Raw genomic sequence first — 22,899 nt, 5'->3', positions numbered from 1 at the left:
ATGAGGCCGCTCAACCAGCGGACGGTTGTCAGCATCGTATATGTCACGGCGATGTTTATGGCCGCGATGGACGCGAGCGTCGTCAACTTGGCGCTGCCGGCCATCATGAAAGAATTTCAGGCGCCCCCGCCGGACGCCGGCATCGTCAATATCGGCTACCTGGTCAGCCTCGCCGTATGTCTTCCGATTGCCGGATGGCTTGGCGACCGTTGGGGTACCAAGCGGATCTTTTCGATAGCGCTTGGGATGTTCACTACGGCCTCTCTATTATGCGGGCTTGCTGAACATCTTGCGGCTTTAAATCTATTCCGCATCATCCAGGGAGCCGGCGGAGGACTGATCACTCCTGTAGGAATGGCGATTTTGTTCAGGACGTTCCCGCCGGAAGAACGGCCAAAGATTTCGCGTGTTCTCGTTCTTCCGGTTGCCGTGGCTCCCGCGCTCGGGCCGATCATCAGCGGGTTTTTTACGGATCAGCTGTCATGGCGCTGGATTTTCTTCATTAACGTTCCGATTGGATTGATCATTCTGCTGTTTGGTCTGTTATGTCTTGACGAGCATATGGAATCAGATGCCGGAACATTCGATCTGCCCGGCTTTCTCCTCTCAGCCCCGGGAATGGCGCTTGCGGTGTTTGCGCTCAGCCGGGGGCCGGCGGACGGATTCGGGTCGCCTGCTGTGCTTGCCGCCGGAATCGGGGGACTCGTTTTGCTGACGGCCCTTGTATTGGTCGAGCTTCGCGCTCGGCATCCGCTGCTCAATCTGCGTTTGCTGGCGGACCGGGTTTTTGGAATGATGAGTATTGTATCGCTGTTCTCGGCGGCCGGACTGCTTGGCATGCTTTACGTGTTTCCGCTGATGTATCAGGAGGTGCTGAATCACTCGGCGCTGGATACCGCCTTGATTACGTTTCCCGAAGCGCTGGGGCTGATGCTCGCTTCTCAGCTCATGCCCCGGTCGCTTTCAAAGCTTGGGCCGCGCCGGCTGATCTCTGCCGCATTGTTATGTGCGTCTGTGCTGTTTGGCCTCCTCAGTTTGACAGGGCCTGGAACAAACACGTGGTTTCTGAGAATGCTGCTGTTTTTGGCCGGCTTTTTCTTAGGCCATGCTGTCGGTGCTGTTCAGGTCACTTCTTTTGCCAACATCTCTTCAGCTTCAATGGGGCGGGCGACGACATTGTTCAATGTACAGAATCGGCTCGGCTCTGCTTTAGGCGTCGCGATCATGTCCTGCCTCCTTGCTGTCATGAGCCGGCATACGGAAGGGGAGCTGCCGGACCTTGCGGCATACAGGACGGCTTTGCTTGGTGCGTCAGCGCTCCTTATTGCTGCTTTTTGCTTCGCGCTTGGCATCCGTGACGCTGACGCCGCCCCCGGCATGGGTGCGCGCTCCTCATCAGCAGCCCGCGATGAACGGACGGCGGGAAACAGCAAATAGAAAAAATCCCCCTGGGAAATCCCGGGGGGATTCAATTTGTCCTGCTACAAAATCGGAGACAGGAGAATCGAAATCGCTTCCTTGAAGCGAATGCTTCTGCTCCGGTTTTGATAATCTTCATAGGTGAGCTCCTTCGATACTTGCAGATCATTTTCGAATGACAGCACAAGGTTTCTGGCAATTTCCTCGTCATATAAAAAGGCATTCACTTCAAAATTCAGCTTAAAGCTCCTCATGTCGATATTTGCCGTTCCGACTGAAGAAATTTCCTCATCGACAACGATCGTTTTTGCATGAATAAAGCCATTATCATAAATGAATACAGAGGCGCCCGCCTTGAGCAGCTCGCCGATATAAGAAAGAGTCGCCCAATAGACGAAAGGGTGGTCAGGCTTGTTCGGGATCATGATTCTGACGTCAACTCCTGACAGGCAGGCGATTCTGAGAGCGTCAAGAAGGCTTGCGTCAGGGATGAAATAAGGCGTTTGAATCAATATGGACCGCTTGGCGGTTGAAATCATTTTAATGTAGCCGTTTTTAATCTGCTCCCATTCCGAATCCGGGCCGCTTGTGACGATCTGCATGCCGATGTTTCCGTGAGAGCCGCACTCCGGGAAAAGATTCGGCTTGTATGTAATGTCATGGCGGTGGGAGGCCTGATTCCAGTCAAGGATAAAACGCGTTTGAATCGAATGGACGGCCGTTCCTTTGATTCGAAGGTGCGTATCCCGCCAATAGCCGAATGCGGGATTCAGGCCAAGGTACTCATCCCCGACATTAAATCCGCCGACATAGCCGATGAACCCGTCGATGATGACCAGCTTCCGGTGATTGCGGTAGTTCATGCGCAAATTGATAAATCGAAACCGCGAAGGAAAAAAGACTTCGACATAGCCTCCGGCCTTTTTCAGCTCTTTAAAAAAGCTTTTCCGCAGTCTTCTTGATCCCAATTCATCATAAAGAACGCGGACTTCGACGCCTTCCTTTGCTTTTTTGATCAGCGCGTCGCGCAGCTTCTTTCCGATTTGATCGCCTTTATAAATGTAGTATTGCAAATGAATGTGGTCTTTGGCATTTTCAATATCACGAAGAAGCCGATCGAACTTTTGGCGCCCGTCGGTTAAGAGCTCGACGGCATTATCTTCCGTAAACACGGCGTGATTATTAATGATGTGCATATAAATTAAATCTTTGCTGTCCGTAGTCGCCTTGTTCCGAAATTGGAATTCCCGATTTTTCAATTTGGCGAGCTGCTGATCCAATATTTTCTCAATCCCGATCTTTTTCTGGTCTTCCCAGTAAAAGAGGTGCTTGCGTTTTAAATTATGGCCGAACAATAAATAAAGGATGAAGCCGAGCACCGGGATAAAGAAGAGAACCAGAAGCCAGGCCCAAGAGGCGCTTGCATCGCGGCGCTCCCTGAAGATCACAACGATGGCCAGCAGCGTGTTTAAAACTAATACAAAACCGAGAAATATCGATGTGATGCTAATATTTTTAATAATATCCATGTTGAACCTCACAAAGACGGATTTGTTTTGATACATTCCATTTATATCAGTAACTTATCTTTCAGGCAACCATGTCATGTTATACGAGAAAAAAGCAGGAAGGTTTCTTTAAAAAGGGAGCTATAAGGCAAAAAACTGTAAAACATGTTAGAACTAAGTTACGATATAAATATAAAAAGCACGAATTTCTGTTGTAACATTCAAGCAGGAGGGATGTTTATGGATCTTGAAACATTTAATCAAATGCCCGCCTTTATGAGAAAAGAAATGGAAAACCTGAAACAGGTTGCTGCCCCGATATTAAAGAAACGGCTGATCTTTCTTTTTACAGCGGTTCCGCTGCTCGTTATCTCTCTCGTTTATCTGTCATCTTTCTGGGGAGAGACTCGTTTCGGTACGGAAACCTTCATCAAAATCGGTATCGCCGCATTAGGCGCAGCCTTTGGAATGGCCTTGATCAGAGAGTCGTCATATCAAAAAAGAAATGTCCAGCAAAAGGTGTTTCAGTATATTCTCGAACGGATGCAAAAAAGCGAAGTGCTTTCCGATGAGCGGAAAAACCGCTATGTCACGGCGGTAAAAGAGCAGCCGTTTACGGTGATGAGCAATTTCATGGAGTTTTTAAATGAAGAAGAAAGCAGAAGGCAGCGCCTTGCTGAATAGTAAAACGAAAAAGAGCTGACGGACAGCTCTTTTTTGCGTTGTAACGTCAAGATGCCCCGGCTTCATTCAATTCTTTCCCCAATATTTTTAAATCGTAGCGATTGCCGTCCATCTCGGCGATCCCCGGAAAATGCCCCCATTCGGAAAACCCGTGTTTTTGAAAAAGGTTGATGCTCGGTTCATTATGGGCGAATATAAACGCCATCAATGAACGGATTCCAAGCCTCGGCGCTTGATCAAGCGCTTTTTTTAAAACGGCCGATCCCATTCCTTTTCCGCGGTGCGCTTCGTGAAGGTAGATGCTGACCTCTGCGGTTTTCGCGTATGCGGGCCGGCCGTAAAACGATTCAAAGCTGATCCAGCCGATGCACTCCTGCGCGTCGTTTTCGACGATATACAGCGGCCTTGCTTCGGTATGGCCCAAAAACCAGCCGAGCTTATCTTCAGCTGTCACAGGTTCTGTATCGGCCGTAACCATCCGGGAAGCAATGGTGGAATTATAAATGTCTACGACTGTGTGAAGGTCTTCTTTTTTGGCGATGCGCAATTTCATGATCTTATTCTGTCCTTTCTTGTCCGTTTTTATCGTAAGCGTCCGGTCCGGCCGGCTGCTAAAAATCTATTCAATAAAAAAAGTTTTTTTAAAATGTATATATTTTCTGAAAAGTGTTCAGAATGTTGCTGAGGTGATGAAAGCATGAAAGAGGAAGAAAAGAATCGTACTTCCAAAATCACAAAGCTGCAAAGGTTTTTTCGCAGACGCTGGGTATTCCCGGCCATCTATCTGATCAGTGCCGTCGTTGTTTTAACAGCTGTTCTTTGGTATCAATCAGCATCCAATAACGATGTGAAAGATAAGCTGGCGGATGATGGAAAGTCAGCCTACGACAACCGTGATGACGCGGTAGAAGTAGGAAAACCGGTCGAAAATGTCGCAATGCCGGTCATTGATTCTGAGAATGTAACTGTCGTGAAAAAATTCTTTGAAACAAATGCATCTAAAGAAGAGAAAGAAGCAGCACTTGTAAACTATGATAACACGTATAGCATGAGCAAAGGTATCGACTTGGCGGAGAAAGACGGAAAAACGTTCGATGTTTCCGCATCTCTCAGCGGTACTGTCATCAAGGCTGCTAAAGACCCAGTGTTGGGCTATGTTGTTGAAATCGAGCATGAAGACGGGCTGTCAACCGTGTATCAATCCCTTTCTGAAGTAAGCGTCAAGCAGGGTGACAAAATCGAGCAAAATCAAGTCATCGGAAAAGCAGGCAAAAACTTATACAATGAAGAAGGCGGAAACCATGTGCATTTTGAAATCCGCAAAGACGGAGTCGCTTTAAATCCGCTGAACTTCATGGACAAGCCGGTGTCAAGCATTGAAAAGGCAATGGAAAAGCAAGCTTCTGAAGTGAAAGAACCTGCCCAGCCTTCCGTTGAGGAAAAAGCAAAAACGGAAGAAAAAGCGAAAGACGACACTGAAGGGAAAACCAAAAGGGAAGATTCAACTGACGATTCAGGCGCTCAGGACGAGGACCAGACAAAAGATTCAACACAGCCGTAACACAAACCGTTTACGCCTATCAAATCAGATAGGCGTTTTTTTGTTACAATGTTTTAAAAAACCCGTATCAAATCGAAAGGGCAATCCGTTTATTAAAGTAAGAGGCCTCTTTAAGGAGTGTGAATTCATTCATGAATGAATTAAAGCAGAAAGCGCTGATGAAATACTGCATGATGATCACCGGTGATAAATGGGATGCAGAGGACTTGGCTCAGGACACGATCCTGAAATTAATGGAAATCAATCAAGCAGACGCCTCGCCTGCTTATCAAAAAACGGTTGCAAAGCATAAATGGATTGACCTGCTTCGAAAAAGAAAGCGCGAATGCTTTCTTTCGGGTGCAGATCAGTCAGGAGAGCAGACGGAAGAAATAAGGGCTGCGGACGAATGCGAGCATCTGCTGAAACATCTCGCGGCCGAATTAACGCCGAAGCAATTAACGATCTTTTTGCTCAAAGACGTGTTTTCCTACCAGCTGCATGAAATCGCCGAAACGCTCGGCAAACCGGAATCATCCGTCAAATCGCTTTTATTCAGATCGCGCCAGCGTGTCAAAAGGCTTTCATCTGACGTTCTTCAGAGGGAGGCGATCAGGGAGAGCGGCTCAGAGCACGACAGGCTCTTGATCGACGCGATTGTGCGCCATGATCCGGACCGCCTGCTTGAATACGCGAAGCGGACCTGGCTTTCGAGCGCTTCGCAGCCGTCCTGCGTAAGCATGATGAGGTGTGCTGCCTAGGAGGCTGAAAGGCATGAACACCATTCCTTATGTTATTGAAAAAACAGCGGCAGGAGAAAGATCCTACGATATTTTTTCAAGGCTTTTGAAAGACCGCATCATTATGATCGGCTCTGAATTTACGGACGATCTCGCCAATCGCGTCACCGCCCAGCTGCTGTTTTTGTCGGCGGAGGACAATGAAAAGGACATTTCGGTCTATATCAACAGCCCCGGCGGATCAACCTCTGCCGGATATGCGATTTTAGATACGATGGAGTACGTGAAGCCGGATGTTCGCACGATCTGCGTCGGGATGGCGGCTTCGATGGGGGCGATCATCCTTGCGGGCGGAACGAAGGGAAAGAGGTTTGCCCTTAAAAACAGCGAAATCATGATCCACCAGCCGCTCGGCGGCGTCAAAGGACAGGCGACGGACATGGAGATTTCCGCGAGGCGGATCATCAAGCTGAAGGACAAAATCCAGCAGTTCTTCCATGAACGGACGGGTCAGCCGCTTGAAAAACTAAAAGAAGACATGGAACGCGACTATTTTATGGATGCCGAAGAAGCGAAGGCTTACGGTATTGTTGATGCAGTTTTGTAAACAGAACCAGTACTCAAAAACCTTATAGCCCATAATAAAGACAGGAACCGGGTGGGTTAATGTATTAACGTGTATCCATTTATGAATTTTCTACTGTGAACAATTTGGAAAAAAACCCAGTTTTTTAGAAAAGCTCCCGGCATGTCTCCGCCGGGAGCTTCTTGTCTATAAAGCGTCGGGCCCTTCTTCGCCCGTACGGATGTTGATCGTGTTTTGAATTTCGTAAATGAAGATTTTGCCGTCTCCGGGTTCACCGGTTTTGAGCACCTTTTGCGCCGTCTCGGCGACCTTTTCGACAGGCACCTTGCTGACGACGATTTCGACTTTTAAGCGTTCATATACATTGCTTTCCCGCTTGACGCCGCGATAAAGCTCCGTATGTCCTTTTTGCAGGCCGCATCCGTGGACATTATAAAATGTAATGGAAGTTACCCCGATTTTGGCCAGTTCGGTTTTCAGCTCTTCAAAGTTTGTAGGACGCGTTACGATTTCAACCTTATACATTTGACCGCTCATTCCATCACTCCCTGACAATTAATCTTGATACGCTTTTTCGCCGTGCATCGTAAGGTCGAGCCCGAGAGACTCTTCCTCTTCGGTTGCACGAAGCTTAAAGAAAATGCTGACTACTTTTATAATAACGTAAGTGACAATTGCAACAAACACATATGTTGAGAGAATCGCAATCAGCTGTTTCCAAAGCAGGCTGATGTCTCCGTAGAACAGGCCGTCAGCTCCGTTCGAATTAACCGATGTAGTGGCAAACAAGCCCGTTGCAATGCCTCCCCACGTTCCGCCGATTCCGTGAAGGCCGAATGCGTCAAGCGCATCGTCATAGCCGAATTTCTTCTTGAGAGAAAACACGCCCCAGAAACAGACGGCGCCGCCTACAAATCCGATAAAAACAGAAGCGAACGGAGTGACGAAACCGGCGGCCGGTGTAATTGCGACAAGTCCCGCAATGGCGCCGGAGACCGCTCCGAGCATTGTCGGTTTTTTATTGATCAGCCATTCGACCAGGACCCAGCCGATCACTCCGGCGGCCGCCGCCGTATTGGTGTTGATAAAAGCGGTCATCGCCACTTCATCAAGTGTCAGTGCGCTTCCGACGTTAAACCCGAACCACCCGAACCAGATCAGCGCCGCGCCCAGCAATGTTAAAAGCAAATTGTGGGGCGCCGTGTCGCTGATGTTTTTCCGCTTGCCGAGAACGATCGCAACGACAAGTCCGGCGACGCCTGATGAAATGTGGACGACGTTTCCGCCCGCGAAATCAAGGGCTCCCAGTTCTGCAAGCCAGCCTCCGCCCCATACCCAGTGGGCGACAGGAGAGTAGACAAGCACGACCCACAGCACAGAAAACAGAATAAAGGCCGGAAAACGCATCCGTTCAGCAAAGCTTCCGGAAATAATCGCTGTCGTGAGCACAGCGAACGTCAATTGGAACATCATATAGAGTGTATGCGGGATCGTCTCCGAATAATCGGAATTCGGGTCAAATCCGACTTCGTTCAGCCCGAGCCATTCAAAACCTCCGATCAGGGGATTCCCCGGTGCGAAAGCGAGAGAATATCCGAACAAAATCCATATGACCGATACGATGGCGATCGATGACAAACTATGCATCACCGTGCTCAGCACGTTTTTGCTTCTTACCAGTCCCCCGTAAAATAAAGCGATGCCCGGCGTCATCAGCCACACGAGCAGAGCGCAAAAGAACATGAATACTGTATCCCCCATTTGCATGTTACATTCCTCCGTCGTAAAAAGTGATGTTTTTTTCAATTATAGTGATAAAAGAACGATATCATGACGAACATGTAAGATTTCCTAACATGGTTTTTTGGGAGAAAAGCAGCAGGAGGGGAAACGGTTCGCCTGAGACAAGAGTCAGAAACCGCCTCAATCAGCCTTTGTCACTTCGATCCAGACGATCCGGTGGCCGTCCATTTCTTTCGCTTTAAAATTGTAGCCGTCGCATTGAATCTCGGTCCCGGGCCCGGTGTCGACGTTTTGTGTCAGAAACCAGCCGCCGATTGTATCGATTTCTTCATCTGACAAGTGGATCCCAAGCAGATCGTTTACATCGCTGACAAGCACTTTGGCGTTCAGGATGTAATGGTCTTCTTTGATTTTGCGAATGTCTGACACTTCCTCGGTATCAAACTCATCGCGTATGTCGCCGACGATTTCCTCGATGATGTCTTCAATCGTTACAAGACCGGACGTTCCTCCGTATTCATCGACGAGAATCGCCATATGTGTGCGCTCTTTCCTCATTTTGGCGAACAGCTGATAGACGGGAATCGTTTCGATCACGCGAATGACGGGATGGATAAACTTCTTAAGCTGGCCGGTTTCAAAGGAACCTTTGCCCGCAAGCTCAGCGAGCAGCCATTCTTTTATGTTGATCATCCCGATGATGTGGTCCTTGTCTTCCTGTACCACCGGAAACCGGGTATGCTTCGTTTTCTTGATCAGCCGTTTTGCCTTTTCCGTACCGTCTTCAAGAGACAAGACGGTCATTTCATTCCGGGGAACCATGATTTCTTTTGCCATCCGTTCGTCGAACTTGAAAATGTTGTTCACGTATTTTAATTCGTTTTGATTAATTTCTCCGCTTTGATAGCTTTCAGACAAAAGGGTTCTCAGCTCTTCCTCCGTATAGGCCAATTCTTGCCCTGCGGCCGGCTTTAACCCGAACATTCCGGTGATGACGCGGGCCGATTGATTGAGCAGCCAAATAAACGGAAACATTACCCTGTAAAACAAGATCATCGGCCTTGCAAACAGCAGCGTGATGTTCTCCGCTTTCTGGATGGCGAACGTTTTAGGCGCGAGTTCGCCGATGACCACGTTCAAATAGGTGACGATCAAAAAAGCGGCCAAAAACGTGAGCACGTGCGTGACAGACTCATGCAAGCCGAGTGCTGCAAAAACAGGATGCAGCAGGCTCTGCATCGTCGGTTCACCGAGCCATCCGAGGCCGAGCGACGTCACCGTTATCCCGAGCTGACAGGCCGATAAGTATTCATCAAGATGTGAGGTTACTTCTTTTGCGGCAAGCGCCCCCTTTCTTTTTTCCACGATCAATTGGTCGATCTTTGTCCTTCTTACTTTAACGATGGCGAATTCAACCGCTACGAAAAACCCCGTAAGCGCGATTAAAATCGCCACTGCCGCCAGTTTTATAAAATCCAATGCAAGGCCTTCCGAAACAGAAGGCGCACACCTCCTTTTTTCGAATCAATATCATACTGGCTTCATACCACATGCAGTTGCAGAGCAAACATCAGGTTTAGTTTCGGGGGCTGCGGGCAAAGAACAATAAGCGAAGGTGAACAGGAGGATATGAGATATGAAGATTGCTTATGGAGACGGATGGAATTGGTATCAGCTCGGCCCTCAGGAAAAAACAAAAGCGCTTGAGCTTATCCATTCCGAACATTGGCCGGAATGCCGGAAATGGTTTCAAGGCGTTCCTTCGGAAAACGTAAATTGTCTGGATATCGACGTTGTGTCCGCTGATCATGAGGCGCTGTACGGCTCCCTGATTTATCAGCAGGATGCGAAAGAAGAGCACGACCGTTCTGTTTTCCACTTTTACGTGACAATGGATTATTTTTTTACGATGAACTTCGATTTTTCTGTTTTTGAAGGCTTCAGCGATAAGCGGATGCGGCATCGGGTCAAACGGTGCAAGAATGCGCCTGAGGCGTTTTTGGCGCTCGCGGGGGAATTGGTGCACGCGTATTTCAAGGAGCTTGAGCAGTTTGAAAACAACCTTCGAACATTAAAATGGAAATTTCATCATGATAACAATAAAAGCATCATCGAGGCGATCCACAAGCTGCGCCATGAGCTATTGATCATGAAAAGCCTTGTGATGACGATGAAAAAAGTCGCGATGGCCATTCAGGAAACATTTGTATTCAAAAACTTTGACGAAGCCGAACAGCGCCGGACGTTTTGCGAGATTGACAGAGTGCTGATGCTGATCAAGGACTATGCAGGCGATATTAATTATCTGCTCCATTCCGAAGAAGTGGTGACATCCCACAGGGGAAATGAGATTTTTAAAGCTTTGACGATTTTCACGACGTTATTTACGCCTGTTACGGCTTTCGGCGCGCTGTGGGGAATGAATTTCAAACATATGCCCGAACTGTCTTTCAAGCACGGCTATTTGTATTCGCTGATTTTGATAGCGGCTTCAACCGTGCTGGTTTATCTGTATTTGAAAAAGAAAGGGTGGACCGGTGATTTGTTGAAGGATAAAAAGAAATATATCAAAAAGAAAGAGTACTTTTAAAGACGTTTAAGAGCCGCTTTTTTCGGAAAAGCACATACTAAGCCAATGATAAAGGAGGAATCCAAAGTGAAGCTGAAAGACTTGATGACACCGAATGCCGAGTGCTGCGAACCTTCCGCATCCGTTACAGAAATTGCAGGGAAAATGCGCGACCAAAATGTCGGCTCCATCCCGGTTTGCGAGAATGGCAAATTGGTAGGAATCGTGTCAGACCGCGATATCGTAATTAGATGCGTCGCTGAAAATGTCATTGAGGCACCTGCACGGGATATCATGAGCACAGAATTGGTGACGGGTGATCCAGAGATGACGGCGGAGGAAGCCGGCGATCTGATGGCTGAGCATCAAATTCGCAGGCTGCCGATCGTGGAAAATGAACGGCTGGTCGGAATCGTTGCGCTGGGGGACCTTTCGGTGACAAATGCTGCGGATCAGAAAGCGGGAGAAGCTTTAAGCGAAATATCAAAACCGGCTTAAACGTTGAGGAAGAGCGTATCTGCGCTCTTCCTTTTGTCATATTTTTAGCGCACCCGCCGAAGCGGCCAGCATACAACGTGCTGCCTTTTGGCGTAATGGAGGAGCGGAGCGGTATCCGGCAGAGTGAGACCGCTTGCCGAAGCTGCGCTATTTTGGGAAAAGACGGCTTCAGCCTGCTGGAGCCTCCATTGCGGGTGATGGATGTCTTCATAATAGATTCGGCTGCTATGTACGGTGTATAGCCGATACCTTTCAGTCAGCCAGTATTCGATTGTGCCTTTTCGGGAGGTGAAGGAGTCTGACAGCGGACCGTAACGGGCGTAAAAGGCCGCTTTTCCATCCGGCCTGCTGCTGGAAAACCGAACACGGCTTCCTTCATGAACAAAGCCCATGCCGGCATGGTAATACGGCAGGCGGAAAAATGTGCGCGCGCCTAAAACGGCGAAGCGGGAGGCAGCATCAAGGCTGAAGAAATAAACGCCCGGTATCCCTTGATAGGTGACGTACGTTCGGACATTCAGCTCAGGAAACCGGCTGAAAAAAGGGATGGGCGGCAAAAAGCGCGGCCGCAGATTCGTCAGCAGAAAAGGAAGAATCCCGATCCAGGCCTTTCCGTTGAACGTCTCCAGTTCTAAGGCGGCCGGTATTTTTTCGCGAATCGCCTCAGGCTCGGCAGGCCAATGGGCGAACAATACATCATTCCACGTCTGAGCCATCATCCAGGGTCCTTTTGGAAGCGGGAACGGCCTGTGCGATGTATCCGGCATCACAAGCGACACTCTCCTTTTTTGTTTATTATGTATAAAATGGTCTTTTTTAAACGATCAAACCGGCGCATTTTGCGGTTTTACCTCTCTCTTCGCGTGATATATCAAATACAGGTTCAAAAATAAGCGAAGGAGAGTGACTGAATTGTTCAAACATTCGAAGGTTCTTCAATATCCGGCAAAACCTGATAAGCCGGATCCCGTTTTTGCCAAGAAGATGCAGGAGATTCTCGGCGGGCAGTACGGTGAAATTTCGGTGGCGATGCAGTATCTGTTTCAGGGATGGAACACGAGAGGCAACGAAGCATACAAGGATTTGCTCATGGATACGGCAGCTGAAGAAATCGGTCACGTCGAAATGATTGCAACGATGATTGCGAGGTTGCTGGAAGACGCACCCGTCTACGAGCAGGAGAAAGCTGCGGAAGATCCGGTGATCGGTTCTGTCATGGGAGGGATGAACCCTCATCATGCCATCGTGTCAGGGCTCGGCGCTATGCCGGAAAGCAGCACAGGCGTCCCTTGGAATGCAGGTTATATCGTCGCCAGCGGAAATCTCCTTGCCGACATGCGCGCAAACGTCAATGCGGAATCACAGGGCAGGCTGCAGGTGGCCAGACTGTACGAAATGACCGATGACAAAGGTGTAAAGGATATGCTCGGCTTTCTGTTGGCGCGCGATACGATGCATCAGAACCAGTGGATTGCTGCAATCAGGGATTTAGAAGAGAAAGAAGGCGTTGTCGTGCCTGGCACGCTTCCGAAAGAATGTGAGAAAGAAAAATTTGCACATACGCTGTATAACTTTTCAGAAGGAGAAGAAAGCGCCGGGCTTGATTGGCTGAAGGGAGATGCGCCGGACGGAGCGCCGTTCGAATACGAGAACGGTCCTGTCGCCTACGGAGAAAAACCCGAGTTGAAGCCCGCTACAAAACAGAGCCACAACACGCCTCCCGCTGATGAACGATTTTAAGAGCCGAACGGCTCTTTTTCTTTTTAAAAAAATTCAAATTTCCGCTCAAATATTATAAAATAAGTGACAGGTTTGCAGATCTTTTCATTGTCAGGTAAGCTAACTATAAAAAAACAAGTAAGGAGTCATATCATGAGTAAAGTTCTTATTTTTGGGCACAAAAACCCGGACACGGATACGATTTGTTCAGCGATTGCATATGCCGAACTGAAAAAAAAGCTCGGCGTTGATGCAGAACCCGTCCGTTTAGGCGAAATCAACGGCGAAACCCAATATGCGCTCGATCAATTCAAAGCGGAAGTTCCGCGCCTTGTCGAGACCGTTGCCAACGAAACGGACAGCGTCATCCTTGTTGACCATAATGAGCGCCAGCAAAGCGTCAATGATCTGGATCAGGTGCGCGTGCTTGAAGTCATTGACCACCACCGGATCGCCAATTTTGAAACGAGTGATCCATTGTACTACCGCGCTGAGCCTGTAGGATGCACGGCAACGATTTTAAAAAAGCTTTATAAAGAAAACGGAGTCGATATTGAAAAAGGAACGGCCGGACTCATGCTGTCTGCGATCATCTCAGACTCGCTGTTATTTAAATCTCCGACTTGTACGGATGAAGACGTAAAAGCGGCGAAAGAATTGGCTGAAATTGCAGGAGTTGACGCTGGAAGCTACGGCCTGGACATGCTGAAAGCCGGTGCTGACCTGAGCGCAAAAACGATTCCGCAGCTTCTCTCGCTCGATGCCAAAGAATTTACGATGGGCAGCCATAAAGTAGAGATTGCCCAGGTGAATACGGTCGACACGAACGATGTCCTTTCCCGCAAAGAAGAGGTCGAAGCAGAGCTCGCAAAAGTGGTTGCTGAAAAAGGATTGGATTTATTCGTCTTTGTCGTAACGGACATTTTAACGAATGATTCGGTTGTCGTCGTTTCAGGACAAGCCGCACAGGCCGTTGAAAAAGCGTTCAACGTCACATTGGCGGATAATACAGCGACATTAAAAGGCGTCGTTTCCCGTAAAAAACAAATCGTTCCGCCGCTGACAGAAGCATTAAAAGGATAATAAAAATAAGCCCGGACATCGCTGATCTGCACCCTGTCAAGTAGACAGTGGAAATAACTCAAACACACTAGACGGCTTTAGCCCTGTATTCCACTGGGCTGAGGCCGTTTAGTTTTTCTTGTAGACGATCGTGGTTGTAAAAGTGGATATATTCATCAATTGCGCTTTGAAGTGCCTCAAATGTCTCGTACGAATTCCGTCTGTATTTCTCGCATTTTAATTTCCCCCAAAACGACTCAATGGGGCCGTTATCAATACAGCGGCCGACGCGGGACATACTCTGTGTCATATTTGCGTTTTCAATCATCCTTCTAAACTGGTGGGACGTGTATTGAAAACCTCTGTCGCTGTGAAGGAGAGGACGTGCGTTTGGGGCTGCCTCAAGCGCTTGGTTCAAGGTTTTAAACACAAGGGCGTTATTATTGGATTTCCCCAGCACATAAGACACGACCATTCCCTCATGAAGATCTAAAATGGCACTGAGGTACGCTTTCCGATGGCCGTATTTTAGCTCTGTCACATCAGTCACCCATTTTTGATTTGGTTTGTCCGCTTTAAACTCTCGATTCAGGATATTTTCGGACACATGTTGAGGCGTCGCTTTGCCGTAACGTTTTTTCTTCCGCCGAATGACACACTCCAGCTTGGCAATTTTCATCAGCCGATAGATGCGCTTATGATTGAGGCGCTCTTTAAAGCGGCGGTTCATGTTTAAGGTCATTCTGCGGTATCCGTAGATACCGCCAATTTGTTCGTGAAGTAGCGCCATTTTGGCGATAATCTTTTCATTCTGTTTTTCTCTCGCTGAAGGTACTCGGCTCCTCCATTTGTAATACCCCTGGCGCGAAACTTCGGCAATCTCACATAACATTTGGACAGAAAAGCCTTCTTTTCGATTCAGCTCTAAAATGGCGAGATATCGATCTTCGTACCGAACCTGACTTAGAACCGCCTCCTTTTGATCTCTTCCAACTTTTTTAAGAACGCATTCTCTGCGCGCAAACGCTCATTTTCCTGTTCCAGCCGTTTGTTTTCCCGTTGAATTTTTTCTTCAGGTGTCAGTTCTTCTTCGGTTTTGCGTTTCCCTCGGTTGTCTTTTAAGGCCTCTTCTCCGCCTTCTTGATACTTTTTCACCCATTGATACACCTGTTGGTAGGAGACTTGATGAATCTCCATTGATCTGGCGTAGTCCTTTCCATGAGCTAGACAATCCTTCGCAATCTCAATCCGTTCTTCCAATGAAACGTTCTTCCGTTTGGTCATCAAACGATTCCTTCCTCTCCCGCTGTCTTTTAACGTTTTATGACCATTATAAAGCTCAACCCACTTCATGAGTACGGATTTACTGGAAATCTTATATTTTCTCGAGATTTCTCTTTGAGAGTAGCGTCCGGATAAGAAGTCTTTCACGGCATTGTATTTTAATTCTGCGGGATAGAACTTATGGCGCTTTGAACGTTCCAAACTCTCCACACCCGCCATATCATGCGATGTTCTCCATTCACGAATCGTTTCGGCATGAATGCCATATTTTTCTGCGATCTCCTTCACCGAATTATTGCCCTGATCACATTCTGATAGAATATTCAATTTTTCTTCTTTTGAAAACCATTTTCCAGCCATGAAAAAACTCCCCCAAGGCAAACAGATTTTTTTATTTCATCTGTCTACCTTTAGGGGAGCATATCACGCCGTCCGGGCTTTTGCTTTTATCTGAAAATCAATTTTCTCACCCGGCGCACGATAGAATCGTAGAGCGAGATGATCCAATCGAAAATCGGGTGCAGGTATTTGGAAAATTTAAGCACAACAAGCGACACCAAAATCGCTACCAGGATGCTTCCTAAAACATCAACCGGATAGTGATGCCCGACCCAGATGCGGGAGAAGCCTGTCAGCAAACCGAAGGCGATCATAAAGGTTCCGATTTTGCGGTGGAAGAGCCAGAATGCGATAGAAATTGCCAGAGCACCAGTTGTATGATCGCTCGGGAACGACGCATCTGCGGCGTGATGAATCAGCACATCGACATGGTGGGCGACGAAAGGGCGCGGCTCCTGGTAAATCAATGTAATTAAATAGTTGAATACAAGGCCCAAAATCCCTGTAAATCCTGCCTGAAGAACGCTTTTTTTGTAGGAATGGCCTCCAAAGAGCCATATGGCCAGCAGCACAAGGGCATATAGATAAATCGCTTTTTCCGATATGAAAATCATCATGCCGTCAAGAATGGTGCTGTGATGTGATAGATTATGGATGGCTTTAAATAATTCGTAGTTCACAAAATCACCTTTCAGTATTTTTAATAGAATCCTATTTTTCCTGGACAGTTAGGGGACGAAACTGCATTCATAAAAGTTTCATGTTAAACGAAAAAGAGCCGGGCCAATGGCAAGCCCGGCAAGATGGTGTACCGATCAATCGGCTATCGATATATTTCTCTTCTCCTTCAGCAAGGCCGGTTTCCGGCTCCACGTATACAGCAACAGATTGACAAGAACGAAGACGCCTGTGAATAAATAGATATTGGAAAAACCGGTTTGTGCGACAATCAGGCCGAACACAAAGGACCCGACCGCTATTCCTGAATCGAATAAGGTGAAATAAGTGGCCGTTGCATAGCCGCTCCGGTGCTGCGGAGAAGCTTGGATCGCCAGCGTCTGCAGGCAAGGGGTAATCGAACCGTAGCCCATGCCGATGACAGCCCCTGAAAGCAAAAGCATCGCGCCGCTGTTCGTAAAAGCAAGCAGGCAAAGCCCGATGCTAAAAAGGATAATAGACGGATAAATGACGACGCCGGGACCGACTCTATCATATAATTTTCCGGTGAACGGCCGTGTTACCATCATCGCCACCGCGAAAACCATAAAGAAATAGCTGCTCGTTTGAATCATGCCGAGAGATTTTGCATAAACCGAAATGAACGAAATGACGCTCGAATAGCAAAAAGAAACAAACAAGCCGACGATGGCGATACGCATCGCCCCTTTTTCAAACATATTGGAAAACGACAATTTGAAGACAGCGGAAGTCGTGTCGTTTTCTTTAGGAATCCGCACCAAAGCCGTGCAAAGGATTCCGACGGCGACGATTCCGGAAAACAGCGCAAACAGCGCGGTAAAGCTGATTTTGTCAAGCAGGTTCAGGGCGATAAACGGCCCGATGACAACCGCCAGGTTCATGGACATGGCAAAGTAGCCGAGCCCTTCACCGCGGCGTGCGGGCGGAATCAAATCGGCTGCAATCGCACTGGTTACCGTGGTAATGATGCTGAACCAAATGCCTTGGAAAAAGCGGATTCCGAGCAATACGTAGATATTTTGAACGGATATGAAAAGGAGGGACGAAAGCGTAAAGAGAATGACGCTGACGAGCGCCATTCTTTTTTTTCCGAACCGCTCGATTATTGCGCCTGAAAACGGCCTTGCAAAAATCGCAGAAAGCAAAAATCCGCTGATCAAAAGACCTCCCTGTGACTCCGTGCCGCCGAGCTCCTGCATCGTGTAGACAGGCAAAATCGTTAACAAGGCATAAAAATATACAAAAATAAACAAATTCATCAGAACAACCATGATAAAATCTTTAGTCCAAATGGGTTCCGATTGTTTCATAGGCTACAGCTCCTTCTGTTGTATGTCAGCAGTTGATGCAATAAACGCTGGAACGTTTTTTTATCCTTGTCATCAAATCCCGAAAGCATTTCTTCTTCAAATTCTTTTATTTTCAACTGAATTTCGTCATATTTAACCGCGGCTTCGTCCGTCATTTTTACGACTTTTTCCCTTTTATCTTCGCCTTGCACCCTTTGCACCCAGCCGTTTTTTTCAAGGCGGCTGATCGTTCGCGTTACGGTCGGTGCTTCAACGTGCAAATACGACCAAATGTCTTTTTGAGTCATCGGACCGTACGTATGAAGGCAGTACAAGATTGACCATTGAGCGCCGAAAAGCCCGTAGGCCTCAAGCTGTTCATTCGTTTTTTTGGAAAGCATCCGCGCACTTTGATTGATTTGGTGAATGATCGTCCGGTTGATGTGTTCCATATAAACCCCTCTGAAAAATACTTACCTAGGTAAATAATAAACTTTATTCATTTTACTGGATGTCCTACAACCTGTAAAGCAAAAATTTTCGAAGCCGAAATAAAAATGTCTTGATAAACCCCTTGTCCTCCTTGAGTTTTTAGCATAATCCCATTTCAATGCTAATACACTGATACAAACCTAACAAAGAGAGTGTTTGAGGTGAGGGATCGTGGGAGTATTTCAAAATTCTACTTGGAATAGCTTAAAACGAAGCAGCTGTATAAATAGTATTTTCTTTCAGCATACGGATCTCATTTCACACTTCTCACATCCATTTTAGGGAGGTCGAGTGGTGTGCACGATTACATCAAAGAGCGAACAATCAAGATAGGGAAGTACATCGTGGAGACGAAAAAAACGGTTCGTGTGATCGCGAAGGAGTTTGGTGTTTCCAAAAGTACCGTACACAAGGATTTGACAGAAAGGCTGCCTGAAATTAATCCTGATTTAGCCAATGAAGTAAAAGAAATTCTTGATTATCATAAATCAATCAGACATTTGCGGGGCGGGGAAGCAACAAAACTGAAATACAAGAAAGAGGAAATCCTTGAAAGGGAACCCGTGCAATAGGGCATAATGGACCAGTAATAAAGGGCGTTTTTCATCATTTCCCGGTATCCTCCGTCTGTTTGTCGATAAAAAGCCACAAAAAATTGTGAAGAACTTTCACAAGGATGCTTTTTTTTCTAATTTTTATGATAAAATATATAATTAGGGCAGAATGTGGACATTGCTGTGAAACAGATTTCGAGGAGGATATAGATAGATGTTTGCAAGGGATATTGGTATTGACCTTGGTACAGCGAACGTGCTGATCCATGTAAAAGGAAAAGGGATTGTCTTAAATGAGCCTTCAGTTGTCGCTCTTGACAAAAACACCGGGAAAGTGCTTGCTGTCGGCGAAGAAGCAAGGAGAATGGTTGGACGTACACCTGGGAATATTGTTGCGATACGTCCATTGAAAGACGGCGTAATTGCAGACTTTGAAGTAACAGAAGCCATGCTGAAGCATTTCATCAACAAATTGAATGTGAAAGGCCTTTTCTCAAAGCCGCGCATGCTCATTTGCTGCCCTACAAATATTACATCCGTAGAGCAGAAAGCCATAAAGGAAGCTGCTGAAAAAAGCGGCGGAAAGCATGTGTATCTTGAGGAAGAGCCTAAGGTAGCCGCAATCGGCGCAGGTATGGACATTTTTCAGCCTAGCGGAAACATGGTAGTGGATATCGGCGGTGGAACGACAGATATCGCGGTCATCTCAATGGGCGATATTGTCACCGCCTCTTCTATTAAAATGGCTGGGGACAAGTTTGATCTTGAAATTTTAAATTACATTAAACGCGAATACAAGCTGTTAATCGGCGAACGGACAGCTGAAGACATTAAGATCAAAGTCGCAACTGTTTTCCCAGACGCACGTCATGAGGAAATCTCCATCCGCGGCCGTGACATGGTCACAGGGCTGCCTAGAACCATTACGGTAACGAGCAAAGAGGTGGAAGAAGCGCTTCGCGAATCGGTATCCGTTATCGTACAAGCTGCCAAACAGGTGCTTGAAAGAACGCCTCCTGAACTTTCGGCCGACATCATTGACCGAGGCGTTATCATCACCGGAGGCGGCGCATTGCTGAACGGCCTTGACCAGCTTCTTGCAGAAGAGCTGAAAGTGCCGGTGCTCGTTGCTGAAAATCCGATGGATTGCGTTGCTGTCGGAACAGGCGTCATGCTGGATAACATGGACAAGCTTCCGAAACGCAAATTAAGCTGAGCGTAGACCTCATTCTTTTTAAGAATGAGGTTTTTTTATGAAAAGCTTAAATATAAGCGTAATACGGACGATAAAAAGGATAGAATCTTTAATATTATTATAGAACAAATGTTCTCATTTTGTAAATGAAAATTTGTGGACGGCCGGGATGTCCGTCTAAAGAACAAATCCTGAGGTGAAATCATGTTAAAAGGACTTTACACCGCAGCGTCGGCGATGATTACCCAGCAGCGTCGCACGGAAATGCTGACGAATAATATTGCAAATGCAAATACACCGGGTTATAAGGAAGATCAAGGTTCCATTCGCGCGTTTCCGGAAATGCTTCTGAGCCGGATGGAGTCCGATTCCTTTCAGACGGACAGCGGATCCCACTCCTTTACAAAGCAGACGCCGATCGGTACTGTAAATACGGGAGTTTACATGCAGGAGCTCACACCGCTTTTTTCACAAGGCGATCTGCAAAGCACAAATGAGCCGACTAATATTGCGATCAGTGAAAAAGAGGTTCCCGTAAACCGGCAAACCAAGGATAAAGCGGCCCTTTTCTATGCTGTCAGACTGGGAAGCGGCGATATCCGCTATTCGAGAAGCAGCAATTTTTCGTTAAATGAAAACAACGAACTGACGATCAAAGGAAATGTCGTCCTTTCAACAGACGGCCGGCCGATTGCCGTGGATAGCGAGAATTTTAAAGTGGCAGAGGATGGAACCGTGTCCGAAAACGGGCGGAACCTCGGAACGATCGACGTCAGGATCTCGCTTGACACAAGAAATTTGGCCAAGGAAGGCAACGACTTGTACCGGACTGAAAACGGACAGGAGCTGCCAAGTGCAGCTGCAAACCCGGCCGTCAGCTATTCGATCAAGCAGGGGATGACAGAACGCTCAAATGTTGATGTGACAAGAGACTATACGGAAATGACCGCTGCCTACCGCTCGTTCGAAGCAAACCAAAAAGTTCTTCAGGCATATGATAAAAGCATGGACAGAGCGGCCAACGACATCGGCAAGATCGTATAACATACGCAAACGGAGGATGTTGGAATAAATGCTAAGATCGATGATAACAGCTTCAAACACAATGAATGAGCTGCAAAAACAGATGAATAATATCAGTCATAACCTTGCCAATCTGGATACGACGGGATACAAGGTGGTCAATACAAGCTTTTCAGAGCTTGTCAGACAACAGATTGAACAAGTAGACGAGAAGAACAATGAAGTGGCCCAAAGCAGGAAGACGCCGCCCGGACTCCGGCTCGGCGTCGGTGCGCTGGCGGTAGACAAGCTGACAAACAGCCAGGGAAGCCTGAAGGAGACGGGACGGAACCTGGATTTCGCCTTAACCTCCCCTTATCAATATTTCCAGGTGGATGTCGACGGCGAAGTTCAATATACGAGAGACGGGGCGTTTACCTTGAGCACTGTCTCCGGAAATCCCAATCAAGTGCAGCTTGTGACGGCAGACGGGCATTCCGTACTTGACGAGAACGGAAATGCCATCCGCTTTGACAGGCGCTATCAAAATGTTCAAGTCGATAAAAACGGAACGATGACCGTATCGTCTGGGAATGAAGGTGAAGCGCCTTTGCGGTTTAATTTGGGCATCGTCCGTGCGGTAAAGCCCCAAGCTCTGGCAGCGGAAGGCGGCAACCTTTTTTCTGTTGACGATAATTTAAGAGCAACGGCCCTCATCAATTTAACCGGAGCCGGACGGCAGGAAATATCCATAAAGCAGGGTTCCCTTGAAGCGTCGAACGTTGACGTGTCAAAGGAAATGACGGATCTTATCGCGTCCCAGCGGTCGTACGAGATGAATTCGCGCGCGGTTACAATGGGGGATCAAATGATGGGGCTGATCAATTCAGTACGCTGACACAATAAAAAAGGAGCCGGAAGAACCGGCTTCTTTTTTATTGTCTTTACAAGGGGGATTATAGCCTAAGTTGAAAAAGAAGCCGTTTCATAATATACTTCCAGATGTACAGAATGATCCCAGGGTTCGTCGTTCTATACATATTTTTCTAAAAAAGGAGATGTCAAGGCAATGCTTGATGCTCAGCAAATTAAGGACATTATTCCCCACCGCTACCCCTTTTTGCTTATCGACCGGGTGACAGAAGTAGAAGAAGGGAAGCGGGCTGCGGGTTATAAAAACGTCACAGCAAATGAAGAATTTTTCAACGGGCATTTTCCAAATTACCCAGTTATGCCGGGTGTTTTAATTGTAGAAGCGCTGGCGCAAATGGGGGCTGTTGCCCTTTTGATGAAGGAAGAGAACCGCGGAAGACTTGCGTTTTTCGCAGGAATTGACAGCTGCCGTTTCAAAAAACAAGTCAAACCGGGCGACCAGCTTCATCTGGAGCTTGAAGTCATCCGTTTCCGCGGCTCGATCGGCAAAGGAAAAGGAGTCGCAACAGTAGACGGGGAAATCGTTTGTGAAGCAGAGCTGATGTTTTCGCTCGGAGAAAAACAGGAATAATCCGAACAGATGGGTTTTTGGATGAACCCATTTGTTTTTTTATTATGAAGCAGAGAGGGTGATCCTTGTATGTGGAAAGATTTCAAAAGCTTTGCGATCCAGGGAAATGTGATCGATCTTGCCATCGGGGTGATTATCGGAGGCGCTTTTGGAAAAATCGTGACCTCTCTCGTCAATGACATTATATTGCCCCTCTTCGGCCTTGTGCTCGGGGGTCTGGACTTTTTAGCGCTCTCCTTTACATTCGGCGATGCCCAAATCAAGTACGGGATGTTCATTCAGACAATCGTCAACTTCTTTATCATTTCATTTTCAATTTTTATTTTTGTCCGATATTTGTCTAAACTGAAGAAGAAGAAAGAAATTCAGGAGGAAAAAGAAGCCGGGCCTGATCCTCAGGAAGAACTTCTCAAAGAGATTCGCGACCTGTTAAAAAAGCGCGTGAACCATTCATAAAAAAAGGCTGTCGCTTT

General features: G+C 47.2%; 25 protein-coding genes. 15 read left to right on the top strand and 10 right to left on the bottom strand.

What is annotated here, in order from left to right; translation table 11 throughout:
• Complete coding sequence (locus tag MHB78_RS21995) at positions 1 to 1,437, top strand: MDR family MFS transporter (protein ID WP_046130341.1); 1,437 nt, start codon at positions 1 to 3, stop codon at positions 1,435 to 1,437.
• Between the two features lie 44 nt (positions 1,438 to 1,481).
• On the opposite strand, the gene cls is transcribed toward MHB78_RS21995, so the two are convergent.
• A complete protein-coding gene (cls, locus tag MHB78_RS21990; RefSeq protein ID WP_046130358.1) occupies positions 1,482 to 2,930 on the bottom strand; it encodes a cardiolipin synthase in 1,449 nt (482 codons plus the stop codon).
• A gap of 237 nt (positions 2,931 to 3,167) precedes the next feature.
• Here cls and MHB78_RS21985 point away from each other — a divergent pair, with 237 nt between their 5' ends.
• Positions 3,168 to 3,611, top strand: a complete 444-nt coding sequence (locus tag MHB78_RS21985) for a YwnF family protein (protein ID WP_046130342.1) — start codon at positions 3,168 to 3,170, stop codon at positions 3,609 to 3,611.
• Between the two features lie 46 nt (positions 3,612 to 3,657).
• Here MHB78_RS21985 and MHB78_RS21980 read toward each other — a convergent pair whose 3' ends face one another.
• Positions 3,658 to 4,164, bottom strand: coding sequence for a GNAT family N-acetyltransferase (locus tag MHB78_RS21980; RefSeq protein WP_046130343.1), 507 nt, complete (start codon positions 4,162 to 4,164; stop codon positions 3,658 to 3,660).
• A gap of 144 nt (positions 4,165 to 4,308) precedes the next feature.
• On the opposite strand from MHB78_RS21980, the gene MHB78_RS21975 reads away from it, so the two are divergent.
• From MHB78_RS21975 to MHB78_RS21965, 3 genes are all read left to right on the top strand, one after another.
• On the top strand, positions 4,309 to 5,172 hold the full coding sequence (locus tag MHB78_RS21975; RefSeq protein WP_046130344.1) for a M23 family metallopeptidase: 864 nt from the start codon (positions 4,309 to 4,311) through the stop codon (positions 5,170 to 5,172).
• A 131-nt stretch (positions 5,173 to 5,303) separates the two neighbouring features.
• Positions 5,304 to 5,912 carry a sigma-70 family RNA polymerase sigma factor gene (locus tag MHB78_RS21970; RefSeq protein ID WP_046130345.1) on the top strand — a complete coding sequence of 203 codons (609 nt, stop codon included), beginning with the start codon at positions 5,304 to 5,306 and terminating at the stop codon, positions 5,910 to 5,912.
• A gap of 13 nt (positions 5,913 to 5,925) precedes the next feature.
• Positions 5,926 to 6,498: an ATP-dependent Clp protease proteolytic subunit gene (locus tag MHB78_RS21965; RefSeq protein WP_046130346.1), complete on the top strand. Its 573-nt coding sequence runs from the start codon at positions 5,926 to 5,928 to the stop codon at positions 6,496 to 6,498.
• A 165-nt stretch (positions 6,499 to 6,663) separates the two neighbouring features.
• Here MHB78_RS21965 and MHB78_RS21960 read toward each other — a convergent pair whose 3' ends face one another.
• From MHB78_RS21960 to MHB78_RS21950, 3 genes are all read right to left on the bottom strand, one after another.
• Entirely contained in the window at positions 6,664 to 7,014 is a 351-nt protein-coding gene (locus MHB78_RS21960) for a P-II family nitrogen regulator (RefSeq protein WP_046130347.1), read from the bottom strand.
• Between the two features lie 18 nt (positions 7,015 to 7,032).
• Positions 7,033 to 8,244, bottom strand: coding sequence for an ammonium transporter (locus MHB78_RS21955; protein WP_046130348.1), 1,212 nt, complete (start codon positions 8,242 to 8,244; stop codon positions 7,033 to 7,035).
• A gap of 156 nt (positions 8,245 to 8,400) precedes the next feature.
• Positions 8,401 to 9,699: a hemolysin family protein gene (locus tag MHB78_RS21950; RefSeq protein ID WP_046130349.1), complete on the bottom strand. Its 1,299-nt coding sequence runs from the start codon at positions 9,697 to 9,699 to the stop codon at positions 8,401 to 8,403.
• Positions 9,700 to 9,856: 157 nt separating this feature from the next.
• On the opposite strand from MHB78_RS21950, the gene MHB78_RS21945 reads away from it, so the two are divergent.
• Positions 9,857 to 10,810 (top strand): magnesium transporter CorA family protein, encoded by a 954-nt coding sequence (locus MHB78_RS21945; RefSeq protein ID WP_046130350.1) that lies wholly within the window; start codon positions 9,857 to 9,859, stop codon positions 10,808 to 10,810.
• Between the two features lie 66 nt (positions 10,811 to 10,876).
• Positions 10,877 to 11,287 carry a CBS domain-containing protein gene (locus tag MHB78_RS21940; protein WP_046130351.1) on the top strand — a complete coding sequence of 137 codons (411 nt, stop codon included), beginning with the start codon at positions 10,877 to 10,879 and terminating at the stop codon, positions 11,285 to 11,287.
• A gap of 44 nt (positions 11,288 to 11,331) precedes the next feature.
• On the opposite strand, the gene MHB78_RS21935 is transcribed toward MHB78_RS21940, so the two are convergent.
• Positions 11,332 to 12,054: a DUF2071 domain-containing protein gene (locus MHB78_RS21935; protein ID WP_046130359.1), complete on the bottom strand. Its 723-nt coding sequence runs from the start codon at positions 12,052 to 12,054 to the stop codon at positions 11,332 to 11,334.
• A 145-nt stretch (positions 12,055 to 12,199) separates the two neighbouring features.
• On the opposite strand from MHB78_RS21935, the gene MHB78_RS21930 reads away from it, so the two are divergent.
• On the top strand, positions 12,200 to 13,027 hold the full coding sequence (locus MHB78_RS21930) for a manganese catalase family protein (protein ID WP_046130352.1): 828 nt from the start codon (positions 12,200 to 12,202) through the stop codon (positions 13,025 to 13,027).
• Positions 13,028 to 13,159: 132 nt separating this feature from the next.
• On the top strand, positions 13,160 to 14,089 hold the full coding sequence (locus tag MHB78_RS21925; protein WP_046130353.1) for a manganese-dependent inorganic pyrophosphatase: 930 nt from the start codon (positions 13,160 to 13,162) through the stop codon (positions 14,087 to 14,089).
• 67 nt (positions 14,090 to 14,156) lie between these two features.
• Here MHB78_RS21925 and MHB78_RS21920 read toward each other — a convergent pair.
• The 4 genes from MHB78_RS21920 to MHB78_RS21905 all read right to left on the bottom strand — a co-directional run bounded on the left by MHB78_RS21920 (position 14,157) and on the right by MHB78_RS21905 (position 18,131).
• Positions 14,157 to 15,712 (bottom strand): IS3 family transposase gene (locus tag MHB78_RS21920; RefSeq protein WP_231947364.1). Its coding sequence is split into 2 segments (ribosomal slippage): positions 14,157 to 15,055 and positions 15,055 to 15,712, totalling 1,557 coding nucleotides; the frame shifts between segments, so codons are not numbered across the junction.
• An 86-nt stretch (positions 15,713 to 15,798) separates the two neighbouring features.
• Positions 15,799 to 16,371: an undecaprenyl-diphosphatase gene (locus MHB78_RS21915; RefSeq protein WP_046130163.1), complete on the bottom strand. Its 573-nt coding sequence runs from the start codon at positions 16,369 to 16,371 to the stop codon at positions 15,799 to 15,801.
• Positions 16,372 to 16,506: 135 nt separating this feature from the next.
• Positions 16,507 to 17,700, bottom strand: a complete 1,194-nt coding sequence (locus MHB78_RS21910) for an MFS transporter (protein ID WP_046130162.1) — start codon at positions 17,698 to 17,700, stop codon at positions 16,507 to 16,509.
• Complete coding sequence (locus MHB78_RS21905; RefSeq protein ID WP_046130161.1) at positions 17,697 to 18,131, bottom strand: MarR family transcriptional regulator; 435 nt, start codon at positions 18,129 to 18,131, stop codon at positions 17,697 to 17,699. Before MHB78_RS21905 ends, MHB78_RS21910 begins: the two co-directional genes overlap by 4 nt.
• Positions 18,132 to 18,467: 336 nt before the next feature.
• On the opposite strand from MHB78_RS21905, the gene spoIIID reads away from it, so the two are divergent.
• The 6 genes from spoIIID to mscL all read left to right on the top strand — a co-directional run bounded on the left by spoIIID (position 18,468) and on the right by mscL (position 22,882).
• Positions 18,468 to 18,743, top strand: coding sequence for a sporulation transcriptional regulator SpoIIID (gene spoIIID, locus MHB78_RS21900; protein ID WP_006639358.1), 276 nt, complete (start codon positions 18,468 to 18,470; stop codon positions 18,741 to 18,743).
• A 196-nt stretch (positions 18,744 to 18,939) separates the two neighbouring features.
• The gene (gene mbl, locus MHB78_RS21895; RefSeq protein WP_006639357.1) at positions 18,940 to 19,941 is read left to right on the top strand and encodes a cell shape-determining protein Mbl; all 1,002 of its coding nucleotides are present in this window, start codon (positions 18,940 to 18,942) and stop codon (positions 19,939 to 19,941) included.
• A gap of 183 nt (positions 19,942 to 20,124) precedes the next feature.
• Positions 20,125 to 20,964, top strand: coding sequence for a flagellar hook-basal body protein (locus tag MHB78_RS21890; RefSeq protein WP_340033151.1), 840 nt, complete (start codon positions 20,125 to 20,127; stop codon positions 20,962 to 20,964).
• Positions 20,965 to 20,992: 28 nt separating this feature from the next.
• The gene (locus MHB78_RS21885) at positions 20,993 to 21,820 is read left to right on the top strand and encodes a flagellar hook-basal body protein (RefSeq protein ID WP_046130159.1); all 828 of its coding nucleotides are present in this window, start codon (positions 20,993 to 20,995) and stop codon (positions 21,818 to 21,820) included.
• A gap of 171 nt (positions 21,821 to 21,991) precedes the next feature.
• A complete protein-coding gene (gene fabZ / locus MHB78_RS21880) occupies positions 21,992 to 22,426 on the top strand; it encodes a 3-hydroxyacyl-ACP dehydratase FabZ (protein WP_046130158.1) in 435 nt (144 codons plus the stop codon).
• 69 nt (positions 22,427 to 22,495) lie between these two features.
• Complete coding sequence (gene mscL, locus MHB78_RS21875; RefSeq protein WP_046130157.1) at positions 22,496 to 22,882, top strand: large conductance mechanosensitive channel protein MscL; 387 nt, start codon at positions 22,496 to 22,498, stop codon at positions 22,880 to 22,882.
• The last annotated feature ends 17 nt before the right edge of the window (positions 22,883 to 22,899 follow it).

Source organism: Bacillus sp. FSL K6-0138, from assembly GCF_037982765.1.
GTDB classification, from domain to species: Bacteria; Bacillota; Bacilli; order Bacillales; family Bacillaceae; genus Bacillus; species Bacillus glycinifermentans.
Note: the sequence above shows the minus strand (reverse complement) of the source record. Positions and strands in the feature narration are given on the sequence as shown.

Coding starts and splice junctions, on each gene's coding strand:
- MHB78_RS21995 (WP_046130341.1), top strand. CDS start 1: ATGAGGCCGCTCAACCAGCGGACGGTTGTCAGCATCGTATATGTCACG.
- MHB78_RS21985 (WP_046130342.1), top strand. CDS start 3,168: ATGGATCTTGAAACATTTAATCAAATGCCCGCCTTTATGAGAAAAGAA.
- MHB78_RS21980 (WP_046130343.1), bottom strand. CDS start 4,164: ATGAAATTGCGCATCGCCAAAAAAGAAGACCTTCACACAGTCGTAGAC.
- MHB78_RS21975 (WP_046130344.1), top strand. CDS start 4,309: ATGAAAGAGGAAGAAAAGAATCGTACTTCCAAAATCACAAAGCTGCAA.
- MHB78_RS21970 (WP_046130345.1), top strand. CDS start 5,304: ATGAATGAATTAAAGCAGAAAGCGCTGATGAAATACTGCATGATGATC.
- MHB78_RS21965 (WP_046130346.1), top strand. CDS start 5,926: ATGAACACCATTCCTTATGTTATTGAAAAAACAGCGGCAGGAGAAAGA.
- MHB78_RS21960 (WP_046130347.1), bottom strand. CDS start 7,014: ATGAGCGGTCAAATGTATAAGGTTGAAATCGTAACGCGTCCTACAAAC.
- MHB78_RS21955 (WP_046130348.1), bottom strand. CDS start 8,244: ATGCAAATGGGGGATACAGTATTCATGTTCTTTTGCGCTCTGCTCGTG.
- MHB78_RS21945 (WP_046130350.1), top strand. CDS start 9,857: ATGAAGATTGCTTATGGAGACGGATGGAATTGGTATCAGCTCGGCCCT.
- MHB78_RS21935 (WP_046130359.1), bottom strand. CDS start 12,054: ATGCCGGATACATCGCACAGGCCGTTCCCGCTTCCAAAAGGACCCTGG.
- MHB78_RS21925 (WP_046130353.1), top strand. CDS start 13,160: ATGAGTAAAGTTCTTATTTTTGGGCACAAAAACCCGGACACGGATACG.
- MHB78_RS21910 (WP_046130162.1), bottom strand. CDS start 17,700: ATGAAACAATCGGAACCCATTTGGACTAAAGATTTTATCATGGTTGTT.
- MHB78_RS21905 (WP_046130161.1), bottom strand. CDS start 18,131: ATGGAACACATCAACCGGACGATCATTCACCAAATCAATCAAAGTGCG.
- mbl (WP_006639357.1), top strand. CDS start 18,940: ATGTTTGCAAGGGATATTGGTATTGACCTTGGTACAGCGAACGTGCTG.
- MHB78_RS21890 (WP_340033151.1), top strand. CDS start 20,125: ATGTTAAAAGGACTTTACACCGCAGCGTCGGCGATGATTACCCAGCAG.
- MHB78_RS21885 (WP_046130159.1), top strand. CDS start 20,993: ATGCTAAGATCGATGATAACAGCTTCAAACACAATGAATGAGCTGCAA.
- fabZ (WP_046130158.1), top strand. CDS start 21,992: ATGCTTGATGCTCAGCAAATTAAGGACATTATTCCCCACCGCTACCCC.
- mscL (WP_046130157.1), top strand. CDS start 22,496: ATGTGGAAAGATTTCAAAAGCTTTGCGATCCAGGGAAATGTGATCGAT.